Annotated in this window: 17 protein-coding genes; 6 read left to right on the forward strand and 11 right to left on the reverse strand. The window is 58.8% G+C overall.

What is annotated here, in order from left to right; translation table 11 throughout:
• Entirely contained in the window at nt 1-1,215 is a 1,215-nt protein-coding gene (locus ACYQ8E_RS08190) for a Fic family protein (protein ID WP_066728192.1), read from the reverse strand.
• A gap of 508 nt (nt 1,216-1,723) precedes the next feature.
• Between ACYQ8E_RS08190 and ACYQ8E_RS08195 the strand changes: the two genes are divergently transcribed.
• Nucleotides 1,724-3,067, forward strand: coding sequence for an IS1380 family transposase (locus ACYQ8E_RS08195; protein WP_459860622.1), 1,344 nt, complete (start codon nt 1,724-1,726; stop codon nt 3,065-3,067).
• 241 nt (nt 3,068-3,308) lie between these two features.
• Here ACYQ8E_RS08195 and ACYQ8E_RS08200 read toward each other — a convergent pair whose 3' ends face one another.
• Complete coding sequence (locus ACYQ8E_RS08200) at nt 3,309-3,638, reverse strand: hypothetical protein (protein ID WP_459860624.1); 330 nt, start codon at nt 3,636-3,638, stop codon at nt 3,309-3,311.
• 39 nt (nt 3,639-3,677) lie between these two features.
• Here ACYQ8E_RS08200 and ACYQ8E_RS08205 point away from each other — a divergent pair, with 39 nt between their 5' ends.
• Nucleotides 3,678-4,892, forward strand: coding sequence for an IS256 family transposase (locus ACYQ8E_RS08205; protein ID WP_066722594.1), 1,215 nt, complete (start codon nt 3,678-3,680; stop codon nt 4,890-4,892).
• Here the strand turns inward: ACYQ8E_RS08205 and ACYQ8E_RS08210 are convergent.
• The 7 genes from ACYQ8E_RS08210 to ACYQ8E_RS08240 all read right to left on the reverse strand — a co-directional run bounded on the left by ACYQ8E_RS08210 (nt 4,886) and on the right by ACYQ8E_RS08240 (nt 9,529).
• Nucleotides 4,886-6,112: an anti-phage protein gene (locus ACYQ8E_RS08210; RefSeq protein WP_459860626.1), complete on the reverse strand. Its 1,227-nt coding sequence runs from the start codon at nt 6,110-6,112 to the stop codon at nt 4,886-4,888. The genes ACYQ8E_RS08205 and ACYQ8E_RS08210 overlap by 7 nt on opposite strands.
• Nucleotides 6,113-6,121: 9 nt before the next feature.
• Complete coding sequence (locus ACYQ8E_RS08215; protein WP_066726432.1) at nt 6,122-6,991, reverse strand: integrase core domain-containing protein; 870 nt, start codon at nt 6,989-6,991, stop codon at nt 6,122-6,124.
• Nucleotides 6,988-7,329 (reverse strand): hypothetical protein, encoded by a 342-nt coding sequence (locus ACYQ8E_RS08220; RefSeq protein WP_066727999.1) that lies wholly within the window; start codon nt 7,327-7,329, stop codon nt 6,988-6,990. The genes ACYQ8E_RS08215 and ACYQ8E_RS08220 overlap by 4 nt, the downstream gene beginning before the upstream one ends.
• A gap of 130 nt (nt 7,330-7,459) precedes the next feature.
• The gene (locus ACYQ8E_RS08225; RefSeq protein WP_459860627.1) at nt 7,460-7,930 is read right to left on the reverse strand and encodes a hypothetical protein; all 471 of its coding nucleotides are present in this window, start codon (nt 7,928-7,930) and stop codon (nt 7,460-7,462) included.
• 462 nt (nt 7,931-8,392) lie between these two features.
• Entirely contained in the window at nt 8,393-8,695 is a 303-nt protein-coding gene (locus tag ACYQ8E_RS08230) for a DUF167 domain-containing protein (protein WP_066728209.1), read from the reverse strand.
• Complete coding sequence (locus tag ACYQ8E_RS08235) at nt 8,695-9,228, reverse strand: DivIVA domain-containing protein (protein WP_066728211.1); 534 nt, start codon at nt 9,226-9,228, stop codon at nt 8,695-8,697. The genes ACYQ8E_RS08230 and ACYQ8E_RS08235 overlap by 1 nt, the downstream gene beginning before the upstream one ends.
• Before the next feature lie 13 nt (nt 9,229-9,241).
• Nucleotides 9,242-9,529 (reverse strand): YggT family protein, encoded by a 288-nt coding sequence (locus ACYQ8E_RS08240; RefSeq protein ID WP_066728213.1) that lies wholly within the window; start codon nt 9,527-9,529, stop codon nt 9,242-9,244.
• 215 nt (nt 9,530-9,744) lie between these two features.
• Between ACYQ8E_RS08240 and ACYQ8E_RS08245 the strand changes: the two genes are divergently transcribed.
• The 3 genes from ACYQ8E_RS08245 to hgcB all read left to right on the forward strand — a co-directional run bounded on the left by ACYQ8E_RS08245 (nt 9,745) and on the right by hgcB (nt 12,378).
• A complete protein-coding gene (locus ACYQ8E_RS08245; RefSeq protein WP_066728215.1) occupies nt 9,745-10,809 on the forward strand; it encodes a 3-deoxy-7-phosphoheptulonate synthase in 1,065 nt (354 codons plus the stop codon).
• Between the two features lie 142 nt (nt 10,810-10,951).
• Nucleotides 10,952-12,082, forward strand: a complete 1,131-nt coding sequence (gene hgcA, locus ACYQ8E_RS08250; protein ID WP_231875342.1) for a mercury methylation corrinoid protein HgcA — start codon at nt 10,952-10,954, stop codon at nt 12,080-12,082.
• A 2-nt stretch (nt 12,083-12,084) separates the two neighbouring features.
• A complete protein-coding gene (gene hgcB, locus ACYQ8E_RS08255; RefSeq protein WP_066728217.1) occupies nt 12,085-12,378 on the forward strand; it encodes a mercury methylation ferredoxin HgcB in 294 nt (97 codons plus the stop codon).
• Between the two features lie 15 nt (nt 12,379-12,393).
• Here the strand turns inward: hgcB and lhgO are convergent, their stop codons facing one another.
• Entirely contained in the window at nt 12,394-13,623 is a 1,230-nt protein-coding gene (gene lhgO / locus ACYQ8E_RS08260; RefSeq protein ID WP_231875343.1) for an L-2-hydroxyglutarate oxidase, read from the reverse strand.
• A complete protein-coding gene (locus ACYQ8E_RS08265) occupies nt 13,610-13,804 on the reverse strand; it encodes a MerR family transcriptional regulator (protein ID WP_066728219.1) in 195 nt (64 codons plus the stop codon). The genes lhgO and ACYQ8E_RS08265 overlap by 14 nt, the downstream gene beginning before the upstream one ends.
• A gap of 136 nt (nt 13,805-13,940) precedes the next feature.
• On the opposite strand from ACYQ8E_RS08265, the gene ACYQ8E_RS08270 reads away from it, so the two are divergent.
• A complete protein-coding gene (locus ACYQ8E_RS08270) occupies nt 13,941-14,894 on the forward strand; it encodes a diguanylate cyclase (protein WP_066728221.1) in 954 nt (317 codons plus the stop codon).
• The last annotated feature ends 12 nt before the right edge of the window (nt 14,895-14,906 follow it).

Genomic DNA, 14,906 nt, shown 5'->3' on the forward strand with positions numbered 1-14,906 from the left:
CTAACGCGAAAGCACCGGGAACAACTCAGGGAAAAACCACCCGGCGGCATGGATCGGGAGACCGATCCTGACATTCCCCTTGGGCGTGTCGGACACCAGCAGCCCTTCCGAGATCAATTGGCCGAGTACGTTTCTGCCGGTCCGTTCTTTCAGGCCGGATGCTTCCACCACCGCCCCCCGCGGTGCCTCTCCCAAAAGAAGCACCTCTTGCAGCATCCTTGCCGCCTCCGGCCGCAGGCCATCCTTGCCGGGGGGATTGGGGATGATGGCGGTACCGCGCAGTTGTACATAGTTCCTGACCCGTTCCACCAGACCGTCCAGTTGCAGCAGGGTGCCCATGTAATCCACCTGATCGAGGCAGACTTCCAAGAAAAACCGGCAGAACTTCACCAGGCCCTCGTTCGACAGATTCCCCCGGCCGTCCAGGTCGTTGCGGCGTGGCGCATCGGCCCAGGTGAGTGCCGATTTGTAATCGGCATTTCTTCGTGCCAGCCCCCGGCTGACCGACCAGAGGCCGAAGCCCTGGACAGGAATCCGGTGCAGATAGGCCTCGGTGAAGAGGCGGGCGACTCGGCCATTGCCGTCGAGAAATGGATGAATCCACATCAGCCGGTGATGGGCCGCGGCAGCCGCCACCAGTTTGGCAGCGCCGTGATGCTTTTCGGGAGCATAGGCCTCGCCAAAACGTCCCATGAATGCACCCAGCGAGTCATGCCCTGGCGGCTGATGCTGTCCGACCTTGACCGCTTGCGTGCGCAATTCACCCGGCACCACCCGACATTCCCGGCCGTTATCCGGGTTTGTCATGACCAGGAATTCTTCCGGCAGCAGCACAAAAAAAGCCTGATGCAACGAGCAGAGGAATTTCTGCCCAGCGATATTGGGGGGCGCCGCCTCGTGCAGCCACTCCTCCATCTGCTGCTGTACCGTAATGTGAGCGATACTTTCCAACTGCAAGTTGCGCTTGGCCGGTTCGGCGTCGTACTGCTGCCGCATGGCCCTGACGATATCGTAGGGATGGGTGTTATGCCCTTCGATGAGATTGGAGTAGTAGCTGTTGATGATGCGCAACAGTTCACGCAGGGTATGCAAGGTAACAGGGTGCTGTCTGGTGCCGAGAGAGGCCGAGCGCTGGACGACCTCCAGGGCCAGATCCTGAAGATCATCCGCCCCTTCCGGAAGCAGTGGCGTCATCTGGCTGATTGAGTCGGGCATTGCAGATCCAATATTGCCGATTAATATGCCGGTATCTACTGTGCACAAAGATACATTTCTATTGAAGAAAATGCAAGTCGGATCAATATTTAACCAATTTTTTTGCCGATTATTCTGCCGATAGGTCGAGCAAGGAAGGCGCATGGGGTCAATATGAAATCTGTAGACGCGTCCCTTCTGCTTTCCCTTTGCCTTGAAAAGCCCGTCAATTAAATATACTGTCCCCGGAATTCCTCCGAAAGGGCCTCGGCTACCGGACTCCCCGGGAAGTCTTCCATGAGGCTCTGGGTGGTGCACTTGCAATTGAATCTGCCCCCATTCAGGCCTCTACAACTTATGATTTATGAACCTCCCAAACCCTTCTCTTAATTGTGTGATTTTTAACTGTTACCTGAATCAGTGAGCTTACAATCGTAATTTCTTGTTTTATCTTTGACAATTAGCTGATTTTGTTGATCTTTTCTGCTATTATAGAGCCGCCTCAAACTTCACCCAAGGAGATTTTTTCGTGACGTTTCCGCGGTTCAACATCGAGCAGTCCGACAGCGAATTCTACACCTCCCAGTCCGGCGTGGCCCTGGTCGGCCTGGCGGTCAACAGGTTCACGTCGTTGAACGCGCGGGTCGCCAAGGCGGCCCCCTGCAAGGGCATTGCCACGGCCGATGTGCTGCGTTGCTATCTCGGCCTGCTCTGCCAGGGCAAGAGCGACTTCGAGGCGATCCGGCCTTTTTTCGAGGATGACGAGTTTTTCGCTGCGGCCCTCGGCGTCAACAAGGTCCCGTCACCGGAGACCCTGCGTCAGCGAATGGATGCCGTCGCCGAGGCGACGATGCGCATTGTCGACTTCTGTACGGTTGAGTTTCTCAAAAAAGCCAAGGCCGAGTTCTCGACGCTTGAGACCGGGCACATGCCGCTGGATCTGGACGTCTTCACCCAGGACAACTCCAACACCAAGAAAGAGGGGGCCTCCTGGACCTACCGCAAGTTCCACGGCTTCGCCCCGATCGCCGCCTGGTTGGGGCTGGAGGGGTGGTGTCTGGAGATCGAGCACCGTCCCGGGTCCCAGCATGCCCAGGAGGGCTTTGTCCCCTTTTTGCTGCGGGCGATTCACAAAAGCCGGCAGTTGACCGAAGCTCCCCTGCTGGTGCGACTGGACAGCGCCCACGATGCCATTGCGACTCTGGTGGCTCTCAAGGAAGAGAAGGTCGACTTCATCGTCAAGTGGAATCCCCGAGGGACCGACGTGCCGGCCAGAGCCAGCGAGGTCTTTGCCCACGGCAAGATGATCAAGCAGGATAAGACCGGCCGCATCGCCATCATGACGGAAACGGTCGAGCGCGCCTTCAAGGATGAGGATGGCAAGTACCAGACTCTCAAGGTCCGCCGTGTGCTGCGGGCCACGGAACGCTATTTCGAAAAAGACGGCACCCCGCTGCTGGTCCCGGACATTGAAATCGAGGGCTGGTGGACCAGCCTCTCAAGCGCCAAGGACAAGGTGATCGAACTGTACAAGGGACACGCCCTGTGCGAGCAGTATCACTCCGAGCTTAAAAGCGATATGGATCTGGAACGTCTGCCGTCAGGCAAGTTCGCCACCAACACCCTGGTCATGCACTGTGCCGGGCTGGCCTACAACATTCTGCGGGCTGTGGGCCAGGTCGGCCTGATGACCGGCAAGCAGCGTCGGCGGGCCAAACAACGCCGCCGGCTCAAGACGGTGATTCAGGACCTGGTCTACTTCGCCGGGCGCTTCATCTGCCACGCACACGCCCTGACGTTGCGCTTCAGTCGGCATGCGCATGATCAGTATGACGCTTTCAGCAGAACCTACCGACGGTTCGCTTATGGCTGACCGAAACCGAGACAATCAGGGCACGGAACAACCCCACCATCAGGTTGGGGTCGCCATCGCTCGCCCTGAAACAGGCACAGAGAGGCCGCTCCCTGTAAAAATCAGCTGAATTGTCAAAGAACAGCTCCGCCGATCCGGGAAAACAACCCGGACGGACGGTGTGAGACTCAAAATCACTCGCGAAAATGACCTCGCGAGGTAAAAATCAGAGGTGCGAGCTGCCACCTCACTGATTCAGGTGTTATAGAAGTTTTCGACCACACTGGCGGCACATTGGTTCTTCTACTTTTGGATAAAGCTCTATGCTGATTAGATTGTCAGTCATACAGTGCTCACAAGGCAACCACCTGTCTTGGACAAATTTTTCAAAGGGAAGAGTTCTATGAATAACTCTTACAGCACATGGATCTACAATTCCATAAAGATGAGTTGGTTTTGTTGCTGGTGGAATGATAACAGTTCCGACTTGTGCAACGACGCCAAGGCTTATCCATGATGTAATCTTATTTCTTGCACCATTCGCTGAAATTTTCAGAATAGAGGGTGTAAAAAAGATTGTGTAAATGGCCATTCAGGGGTACACCGGGACCCCACCCTCTAAGGAGCCCCCATGGCCATCGAAAAAGATCTGCTGGACCGTCTGCTTGCCGACTACAAGAAGCCCGAAGACCTGATCGGCGAAACCGGCTTGCTTAAACAGCTCACCAAGGCCCTTCTGGAACGAGCTTTGGAAGCGGAATTGACCCAACACCTGGGGCACGAGAAGCATGCTCCCGTGGCCACGAAAGGCGGCAATGCCCGCAATGGCAAGTCGGCCAAAACCATCAAGGGCGAATTCGGCAAACTGCCGATCGAGGTTCCGCGTGACCGGGACAGCAGCTTCGAGCCGCTCATCATTCCCAAGGGCCAGACCCGCTTCGCCGGCTTCGACGGCAAGATCATCTCCCTCTACGCCCGGGGGATGACGACCCGGGAGATCCAGGGGCATCTGGAAGAGATTTATGGCGTCGAGGTCTCTCCCGCCCTCATTTCCAGCGTGACCGATGCCGTCGCGGACGAGGTCAAGATCTGGCAGAACCGACCGCTCGACGCCCTCTATCCCATCGTCTATATGGACGCGGTCCGGGTCAAGGTGCGAGACAACGGCCACGTCAGCAATAAAGCGGTCTACCTGGCCCTGGGCGTCACCCTGGACGGCATCAAGGAGGTCCTGGGCATGTGGGTGGCCGAGAACGAGGGCGCCAAGTTCTGGCTACAGGTGGTGACCGAGTTGAAAAACCGGGGTGTCGAAGACATCTTCATCGCCTGCGTGGACGGGCTCAAAGGTTTCCCCGAGGCCATCGAAGCAGTCTTTCCTCGCACCCAGGTCCAGCTCTGCCTCGTTCACATGGTGCGCCATTCTCTCCGCTACGTCTCCTGGAAACAGCGCAAGGAAGTGGCGGCCGATCTGAAGTCCATTTACCAGGCCGCGACGGCCGAGCAGGCCGAAATGAACCTGACGGAGTTCGAAGCGAAGTGGGATAAAACCCACCCCTCCATCGGCCAGTCCTGGCGGCGGAACTGGGAGAGAATCACCCCGTTTTTCGCCTACCCGGCGGAGATTCGCAAGGTGATCTACACCACCAATGCGATCGAATCGCTGAACATGTCGCTGCGCAAGGTCACCAAGAACCGGGGCTCATTCCCCAACGACGCAGCCATGTTCAAACTGCTCTACCTGGCGCTGAACAATATCGCCAAGAAATGGACCCTGCCGATTCGGGACTGGAAGGCCGCTCTCAACCAGTTCTCTATCTTGTTCGAAGGCAGGTTGCCGGTTTACTGACGACAAAAACCCAAGCCATTTACACAAACTGATTTACACCGCCTCAGAATATCGTTGGCTACAAAGTTTGTCGTAAATAATTCTCTTCCAACTCGTTGCAAGTCTTTTAATACGCCTTCTCCATAGTTTTCAACAAATACCTGCTCACTATGGATAACCGTCGCTTGATCGATAGCTGCAACCGAAATTTTTTCAGATTGTGGATCACGGTCAGATTGTATTGCCAAGATTCTCTCACAGAGTCGTATCAGGTTCCTTGGCGAGCCGTTAGCCAGCAGACAAATATGGTCATCAATTCCACACGGTTCTTCCAGCAAAGCATCAAATGAAGTTATTTTCGCGTCGCTAAAGAATGACATCCTTTTAGACAAAACACTCTTTAAACTGGCTCTTGACCACCTCAATTCGTATTGAGGTACGCGATCGGGTCTTGCGTCTGCCCGATAATAACTTTCTATTTGATCCCAAAGGAAAAACTTAAATCCGTATCCACGCAGGCCCAATAGTTCAAGGTCCCTAATTATAGGCTGGATAAGAAAATATGTTTTTTCAGGATCATTTCCTGTCTTTTCTGTTTCGTCTGGCTTATCTATAAGTATGTAAATTGAGTCAAACACAATCTTTCTAGTTAATCCCAATAACGTTTCAAGTTGAAATTTATAGGTCTCACCAAGTTTCTTTTCCTCTTGCTTTGCTTCTGGGAAATCAATTTTCTCTAGATCGTAGTTTCTAAGTAAAAAATTTATCACGGATTCCATGAACCCAATATGTTCACGCCAGAAGTCCTTGAATTTTTCTGGAAGGCTTCTCAACTCCTTCATTAGTTCCTGCAAACCATCACCTGTCAGGTCTCCAAGGTATGCATGAACAAAGATAGCAAGCCTTTTTTTCTCGTCTTTTGAAAACGTACCGGCTAGATCGGGACGCTCTGTAAGATAAGAAAAAAACGAGATAAGAATACGAGTTATTATGTTTCGAAGATGATATTGGAGGGAAATGTCAACAATCTTCTGTCCAGCGCTGAATTCGAACCTATCGTAAGTCACGGCCAAATACCCAGAGGCCCTAGCATTGGCTTCTACCATACGTCTTTGTGCGGTCTTACCTGCACCACGAGGGGCAAGCACAACTGATGAGTTTGGCATTTTAGGATCGCCAATAATGGCATCAAAATAAGGCGGTGGCACAAAATATTGTAGCGGAACCGGTTCCTTGGACACAAGTTTAGATTATGCCGCCTGACGGATTTCGTCGGGCGACCGGAAGCCATTTTTCTCGACTCGCCATTCGCTGTTGTAGAGTTCGACGAAGGTTTTCACGGCCTCGCGAACATCATCGATGGTACGGAATATTCGGCCATAGATGGCTTGCTCTTTCAAGGTGCGGTTGAATCGTTCAGCAACTCCGTTGGTCTGTGGTTCGGCAACGAAGGCAAAGCTGGGGGTGATTCCCCAGAACTTGATCTGGTTCAGAAAATGGTCTGAGAGGTACTGGGTGCCGTGATCCATACGCAGAGACAACCCTCGGGCAATATCTTTCTCTACGCCCCCATAGATGTTGTCTAACGCCATGGAAAGTGGTTGAAGAGCAGCATAACGGTCGCCGGTCTTGCAAACATGCCAGCCGACACATTCGGCGTTCCAGTGCTCGACGGCGCTAAAGATCCAGACCCAGCCTTCGTCGAGAGTGAATACGCGGGTGCCATCGGTGCCCCACATTAGATTCGGAGCCATGGTGATGATTTTACCATCATGCGCCTTGGCTGCTTTGGGCCAACCCCGGTGAGGTGACAACAGATGATTCTCGCGCATCAACCGCAGAACCCGCTTGCGTGCGATGCGCACGCCGTCACAAATCCGCAGCCTGGCCCAGACCTTGCGGTGTCCTTCGCCGGTGAACGGGGACGTGGCCAGATCGTGACGGATCATGGCGAGAAGATCCTCATCACTGATTGACGGACGTGGGCCACGACGCTTGGGAGTTGATTGCGGAATCTGGCGCGAGGCATGGTAGAACGAGGAGCGAGCCTGCTCCCAAACATTGCAAACCCGCTGGACGCCGTAGGCCTTTTCAGCGCCTGGGGAGATCGTTTGGCTCATTTCGACGACCTCCGTTTGGCTAAAGGGCCGGGTTTTTTAACCCGTTCCCAAAGTAGTTCGTTTTCCATGGTCAATTCGCCGATCCGGCGCATGGCCTGGTTGAGTTCCGCTTGAGTCGGATCGTTCTGACGTTGTTTCAACGACTCATCGATTCCGGTCAGCGCTTTCTCTCGCCACTGCTCCAGGCGGTAGATTTCGATGTTCAACTCGCGGGACAGAGCATCAACCGATTCGCCCCGCAGCAAGCGCAGAACCACTTCACGCTTGCGGGCAGCGCTCCAACGTTGCCCTTCGGCCAAAGGCCCAGTGACTGTTTCGTTCTTGTTGTTTGTTGTCATTATTAATCTCCTTGGACATCGGGATTCTATCCCAAATCAGTGTCCAAGAAAACTGGTGCCGCTATAATAATACAGCCCCGTCTCCCGATCATATTCCCTTCCGGTGTAAGTATAGCCGATTTTTAAGAAACTATTTATCAGATTTCAAGCCCTTTTTAACGTGGTGGATGCCTGCATGAAAAAAATACCTGATGAAAAATGCGGTTGTAAAAAGTGTCATCATTACTACAAGCGATTCAAATGCATAGGTTTTAGTGGTACTCCATGAGACCTCTTCTGGATGACCAAAAAACAGAGAAAATGGATAAAGCAAAAGCCAACCGATGATAGTTCCTGATACAATACCGACTGCCATACCTATATAAACGTTGACGTACACATAAAATGTTTTCAACGTCTGTGCCTTAGCAATCAGGTCAGCATATTTACCTGAAACTATTCTATGCGTGACAGTTGAAGTAACAGCACTTAAAACAAAAACAGCTAAGGCAGTGTAAACATTTACTAGGTGGTCATTCAGAAAGAGAAGAGTGAGTAAAACAATAATTGCACCTATAATAGTCACTGAGACCAACATAGCGGTGTTGCGGGTAGCATTCATTTAGTTACCCTCGCAACAGTTTTTCTTATGGCACACCGTGATTATTGTTTCAGCCCAGGCTCTACAGTCATAGAGACCAAAAAGGTAAGAAGGCGGAATCATTCTTGCTTTTTGCAAAACGCCAGAATCGTCAACGCACTTCAAGGGGCTTCCACAACTGACATCGTTACCCGGCTTTTCATTCAGGTCAACACCGCCAGGATGCAGGCCAATCCTTTGACCATTAAGGGAAAATGGGGACAGATTTATTTTCTCTCCCCCACCTCCATAAACGACAAACCGCCCGCCGGATTCTACTCCGGTCGGGCGGCTCTGAAAAATTGTCTCGATCTGGTCCTTGCCACGGCACCCCTCCGCTATTGCATGGGAATAGACCTCTCCTAAATACTTGCAAAGACCGCAGGCTGTCAATCATTTTGGCAGGTTCCACGCTCTGCCCGGCCCTCACCTGTGTTTGTTGCCTCAGCCCGCCAGCAGCGGACCAACCACCCGTTCCACCTCCGCCACCGTCACTCCCCGCACCAGCAACCGCTTGTGCCGGGAGGTCTCGCCGGCGAGCAGTTCCACCGCCCCCTTGGCGACGCCGAAGAACTTGGCGAAGTATTCGCAGCAGCACTTGTTGGCGGCACCGTCGACGGGGGGCGAGGTGAGGCGGACTTTCAGTTCCTCCCCCTGGACGCCGGCGATCTGGTTGCGGCTGGCGCGCGGCTGGACCAACAGGGCGATCACCGCGCCGCGCGGGTCGGCGCTCAGCCAGACGGGCATCAGGGTTTTTCGTCCGTCGCCGCCGGGCGTCCGTCGAAGGGGAGGCGTTCTTCGAGCAGGCGGTCGTCACGGGTCTGGTCGGTGAGCGCTACGACGTCGAGGTCGAGCAGGCGCATGTGGCTCTCGACCAGGGTGCGCAGGGAGGTTTCGAAGGAGATCTTCTGCCGCTTCAGGTCCTGGATTTCATTGATCAGCTGGATGCGGCGGTCTTCGGCATCGCGCATGATCCGCTCGGCGCGCAGCTGGGCATCGGCGGTAATGATGTCGGCCTCGCGGCGGGCGTTGGCCTTGAGCTCGTCGGTCACCCGCTGGGTCGTCACCAGCGTCTCCTTCAGCGTCGCCTCGCGCTGGCGCATCTCCTCCAGGCTCGCCCGGGTCCGCGCCAGCTCCTCCTTGGTCTCCTGGTGCTGACGCATGAAGCTCTCCAGCTCGTCGGCGATCATTTCGAGGAAATGATCAACGCCGGCCTTGTCGTAGCCGAAGGGACGGGTTTTGAACTGGTACTGCTGGATGTCGATGGGGGTGATGCGCATGGCGAAGGCCTCGTCAGAAACGGTAGGCAAGCTGGGCGAGCAGTTCGAGCAGCAGCCGGCGCAGCAGGGATATACCGAGCAAAAGGATGATCGGCGAAAAGTCGATACCGCCGAACTGGGACGGGATGTAGCGGCGGATGAAGGCGAGGGGCGGTTCCGTCACCTGGTAGAGGAAGCGTACGATCGGGTTGTAAGGGTCGGGGTTGACCCAGGAGACCAGGGCGCGCCCGATGACGATGAAGGTGTATATCTGGAAGATCAGGCCGATCACCTCGGCCAAGGTCGATAGGAGCACGTTCATTGTCGATTCCTTCCCGGCGATCCGGCCTGGATGGCGAGGTCGCACTGAGCCCCATTTTATAGCCGATGCTGGCTCGGGGTGTCAAACCAAATCCCCGCCGGGGGCCACCCAAGGCTTTGACTTTCCCGCGGAAAACCGCTAAAGTGACGCCCCGGAACGGGTGTTCCGCACACCGCGCACCGCAAATGACATCGATTCGACAAAGGGGAACCAGCATGAAACGGACCAACAACCTGCGAATCCGGGGGTTGACCCCGATTATCGCCCCGGCCGACCTGAAACAGGTCTTTCCGCTTTCCGTCGAAGGGGCGGAGTTTGTCACCAGCGCCCGGCAACAGGTCATCGACATTCTCGCCGGCCGCGACCGCCGGCTGATGGCAGTGGTCGGTCCCTGCTCGATCCATGACGCCCGGGCCGCCCGCGACTACGCCCGCCACCTCGCCGAACTCGGCCGCGAACTGCGAGACCAGCTGCTGCTGGTGATGCGCGTCTACTTCGAAAAGCCACGCACCACCATCGGCTGGAAGGGGCTTATCAACGACCCCGACCTCAACGGTACCTACCAGATCTCCAAGGGGCTCGGCGTCGCCCGTGGCCTCCTCTGTTCGATCACTGAGCTCGGCCTGCCGGTCGCCGGCGAGATGCTCGACCCGGTCACCCCCCACTACCTCGCCGACCTCGTCAGCTGGGGCGCGATCGGCGCCCGCACTACCGAATCCCAGACTCACCGCGAGATGGCCAGCGGCCTCTCCTTCCCGGTCGGTTTCAAGAACGGCACCGACGGCAACCTGCAGATCGCCATCGACGCCATGGGCGCGGCGCGCCACTCGCACAGCTTCCTCGGCATCAACAACGAGGGGCGCAACTCCATCGTCCAGACCACCGGCAACGAGGACGTCCACATCGTCCTGCGCGGCGGCAACGACAAGCCCAACTACTATCCCGAGGACATCGCCCGCACCGAGCAGATGCTCGCCAAGGCCGGCCTCAACCGCGGCATCATGGTCGACTGCAGCCACGCCAACTCCTGCAAGAACCACGAAAAGCAGGAGGAGGTGCTCGGCAGCGTCCTCGAACAGGTCGCCGCCGGCAACCGCTCAATCTGCTCGGTGATGATCGAGAGCAACCTCAAGGCGGGCAACCAGCCGATCCCACAGAACCTGGCCGACCTCAAGTACGGCGTCTCGGTCACCGACAAGTGCGTCGACTGGAAGACCACCGAGCGAATGCTGCGCCACGCCCACGCGGTGCTGAAGAAGTGCGGCGGCCGGCAGCTCTGAAAGAGCAATTTCCAGGTCCTATGGGTCCCATAGGACCTATCGGACCTATAACCTGGACCAAGCCATGACCGAAAACCTCGAAAACAAACCAACACCCACCCCCTGCTGACCGCCGAAAGCGCCGCCGGGAGCGGCGCCCACAGTGGAGTCTGCAGCCCCCGCCGTGCCGGCGGCGGTGACCTGCTGCCCGCCTCCGGCGGGCGGCGGCGCGCAGGCTGGCGAACGCCCCGGCCTGCGGCTCTGGCCCTTTGTCTGCGGCTGGCTCGACACCCCCGCCGGGCCGGTGCCGCAGGTCGAGACGCGGCAGCGCCCTAATGACCTCTTCGGCCGCTGGCAGATGCGCTGGGGCCTGGGGCGCATGCGCTACCGGATCGCGCCCGGCCTCTACGCCATCGGCAACCCGGACAGCGCAGCGCCGGTCCTGGTCACTGCCAACTACAAACTCACCTTCGACAGCCTGCGCCGGGAACTGACCGGCCTCGACGCCTGGATCCTGGTACTGGAAACCTTCGGCATCAACGTCTGGTGCGCCGCCGGCAAGGGGACCTTCGGCACCGACGAAGTCATCCGCCGTCTCCGCGCAAGCGGCCTCGACCAGGTCGTCGCACATCGCACCCTGATCCTCCCCCAACTCGGCGCGCCCGGGGTCGCGGCCCACCAGGTGCGCCGCGAATCGGGTTTTTCGGTCCTCTACGGGCCGGTGCGCGCGGCCGACCTGCCCGCCTTTCTCGCCACCGGGAATCAGGCCACCCCGGCCATGCGCCGGGTCAGCTTCACGACCGCGGAGCGGTTTGCGCTCACCCCGGTGGAGCTGACCTCGATGCTGCGGCCGCTCGGCTGGGGAATTCTCCTGCTGCTCCTCCTCGGCCTCGCCGGGCCGCAACTGCTCCATCCCGGGGCCGCCCTCGGCCGGGGACTGGCCGCCATTGCCGCCGGCCTCGCCGGGGTGGTGACCGGGGCGGTGCTGACGCCGCTACTCCTCCCCTGGCTCCCCCCCCGGGCCTTCGCCGCCAAGGGGGCCATGAGCGGAGGCGTGGTGGCCCTTTTCGGCCTCGCCTGCTCCTGGGAAGGGCTCGGCCCCTGGAACGGCGCCGCCCTGCTGCTGGCGCTGCCGGCCGTCGCCTCCTGGTGCGCCATGAATTTCACCGGTTCCAGCACCTTCACCTCCCCTTCCGGGGTCGAAAAGGAGATGCGCCGCGCTATCCCCCTGCAGGGGCTGGCGGTGCTCGTCGCTGGCGTGTTGTGGATTTACGGGGGGTTCGTCGGGGGATGAAAATGGCGGAGAAACTCGTTTATCTGGAAGGGGTCAGCACCCTCAAACTCGATCGCGAGCGCTGCATCGGCTGTGGTCTTTGCGCCGTCGTCTGCCCCCATGCCGTCTTCCTGGTCGAAGCCGGCAAGGCCGAAATCACCGCCCTCGATCGCTGCATGGAATGCGGCGCCTGCGCCCGCAACTGCCCGGTGACGGCGCTCCAGGTCAAGGCCGGGGTCGGCTGCGCCAGCGCGATCATCCACAGCTGGCTGACCGGCGAGGAACCGTCCTGCGACTGCGGCGGGTCGAGCTGCTGACCCGCGCTTGCCCCTTCAGCCCTGCAGCTGTTTAAGGGTGGTGTCGGCAACGGTCGCCCCGATACTCAGGGACGCGGTCGCGGCCGGGGACGGCGCATTGAGCAGGTGAACCATCCCCTCCCCCTCCAGGATATGAAAGTCGTCGAGCAGGGAACCATCGGCGGCAATCGCCTGGGCGCGGACACCTGCGCCGCCCCGTTCCACATCCTCTTCGCGCAGCGCCGGAATCAGCCGCTGCAGGTCCCGCACAAAGAGCCCCTTGCTGAAGGAACGCTGGAACTCTCCCAGCCCCTTGTCCCAGTAACGCGCCGCCAGGTGCCAGAAACCCGGATAGGTGAAGGTCGCCAGGCTGTCGCGCAGCGACCAGCTGAGGCGGTCGTACCCCTCGCGGCGAAAGGCGAGCACCGCGTTGGGCCCGGCTTCCACCCGGCCGTCGATCATGCGGGTGAAATGGACACCGAGAAAGGGAAACGCCGGGTCGGGAACCGGATAGATGAGGTTGCGTACCAGCGATCTCGCCGCCGGCCGCAGCAGGTAGTATTCGCCGCGAAAGGGGACAATGCGCACGCCGGGGCGAAGACCGGCGAGGACCGCCACCCGGTCGCACTGCAATCCGGCGCAGTTGACGATCTGGCGGGCCAGCACGCTGCCGCCGGGAGTCCCGAGACGGAAATGATCCCCATCCCGGCGGATGCTCTGCACCTCGCTGCAAAGGCGCACCTCCCCGCCCCCCTGCTGCACCCGGCGCGCCAGGGCTTCGGTCACCGCGACATAGTCGACGATTCCGGTCTGGGGGACAAAAAGACCGGCGAGCCCGGCGACCTCCGGTTCATGGTCATGCAGACCGGACTCATCGAGACGCAGGATTCCTTCCAGGCCATTGGCCCGGCCGCGCCGCTCCAGTTCATCGAGGAGGGGAAGCTCTTCCTCGCTGCCGGCAACCACCAGTTTGCCACAGCGCTCGTGGGCTATCCCCTCGGCGGCACAAAAGGCGTAGAGGGCAACCCGTCCGGAGCTGCAATTGGTGGCTTTGAGCGAGCCCGGGCGGTAATAGAGCCCGGAGTGAATGACTCCGCTGTTATGGCCGGTCTGGTGGGCGGCCAGCTGCGGCTCCTTCTCGAGCAGCAGAACCTTCAGGCCCGGCGCCCGTTCCAGGAGAGCCGCCGCCGTCGCGCAGCCGAGGATACCGCCGCCAATCACGACGACATCGGCGATGGCGTCGGCCGGAACGCTATTTTTTGTCACTGTTTTGCACCAGGACCTCGACCTCGAGGCGAACATCGTCGATATTCACCCGTGCCACCTTCCCCCCTTCCCGTTCACAGCGGACCAGCCCGGCATCGACCCAACTGAGCACCTGACTCGTGTTGACCCCAAACTTGGCCGCGGCATCCTCAGCGGCATACCAGGTTTTGACCAGCGACATCGAATCCTCCTTTTTTTCCCCTCGGGTTTGGTCTATTATAACCGCCTGAAACCGCCCTGTCCCGACCGCGGCTTGCCTTTCCGGGACGGACGCCCGCACCGCAGCATTCTGACCCAGTAGCGGCCCAACGAAAATCATGAGACATTCGATCCTGATCATCGATGATTCCCGAACCTCCCGGCTCCAGGTGCGCGAGATCATCGAACCGACAGGGCTTTTTTGCGAGTTCCGCGAGGCTGCCGATGGCCTGGAGGGATTCAAGCAACTCCTCGACCGGCCGGCGGACATTATCCTCTGCGATCTCGAAATGCCGGGCCTGGACGGCGGCAAGTTCCTGCAGCTGCTCGCCGGACGCCAGGAGCTGGCCAACCTGCCGGTCATCATGCTCACCGGCCACGAGGATCAGGAAGCAAAAGTCCGCCTGCTGGGCCAGGGCGCCAGCGACTACGTCACCAAGCCCTTCAATCCGGGTGAGCTCCTCGCCCGGGTCAAGGTCCAGCTCAAAATCAAGACCCTCCAGGACAGCCTGCGGGAAAGCAACCTGCGCCTGAAGGAGCTGGCCGCCACCGACCCGCTGACCGGGCTCGCCAATCGCCGCACCCTGATGAGTACCCTGGAACGGGAATTCCGCCGCAGCCAGCGCAACGGCGCGCCCCTGTCGCTGCTGATGGTGGATATCGACCACTTCAAACAGGTCAACGACCGCTACGGCCACCAGCAGGGGGACGCAGTGCTGACGACGGTGGCCGGAATCCTGCGCCGCCACCTGCGCCCCTACGACCTCGCGGCCCGCTTTGGCGGCGAGGAATTCAGCCTGGTCCTTCCCGAGACCGGTCTCGACGAAGCGGTCAGGGTCGGAGAGCGGATTCGGTTGGCGGTAGCCGGTCAGGCCTTTCCCGGCCCCCTCGTCGACCTGGAACTGACGGTGAGCCTCGGGGCGGCGGTCTTCCCGGCCCCCGGCATTGGCAGCGACGAGGATCTGATCCGGGTGGCCGATCATGCGCTCTACCAGGCCAAAGACTCCGGGCGCAATCGCCTGCAGGCTGCCGGTAACGGAACCGACTCCCTCCCCGTCCCCTTCGCCCCCTGATACTGGTTCCGG

The sequence above is a fragment of the Desulfuromonas carbonis genome (genome assembly GCF_054658035.1).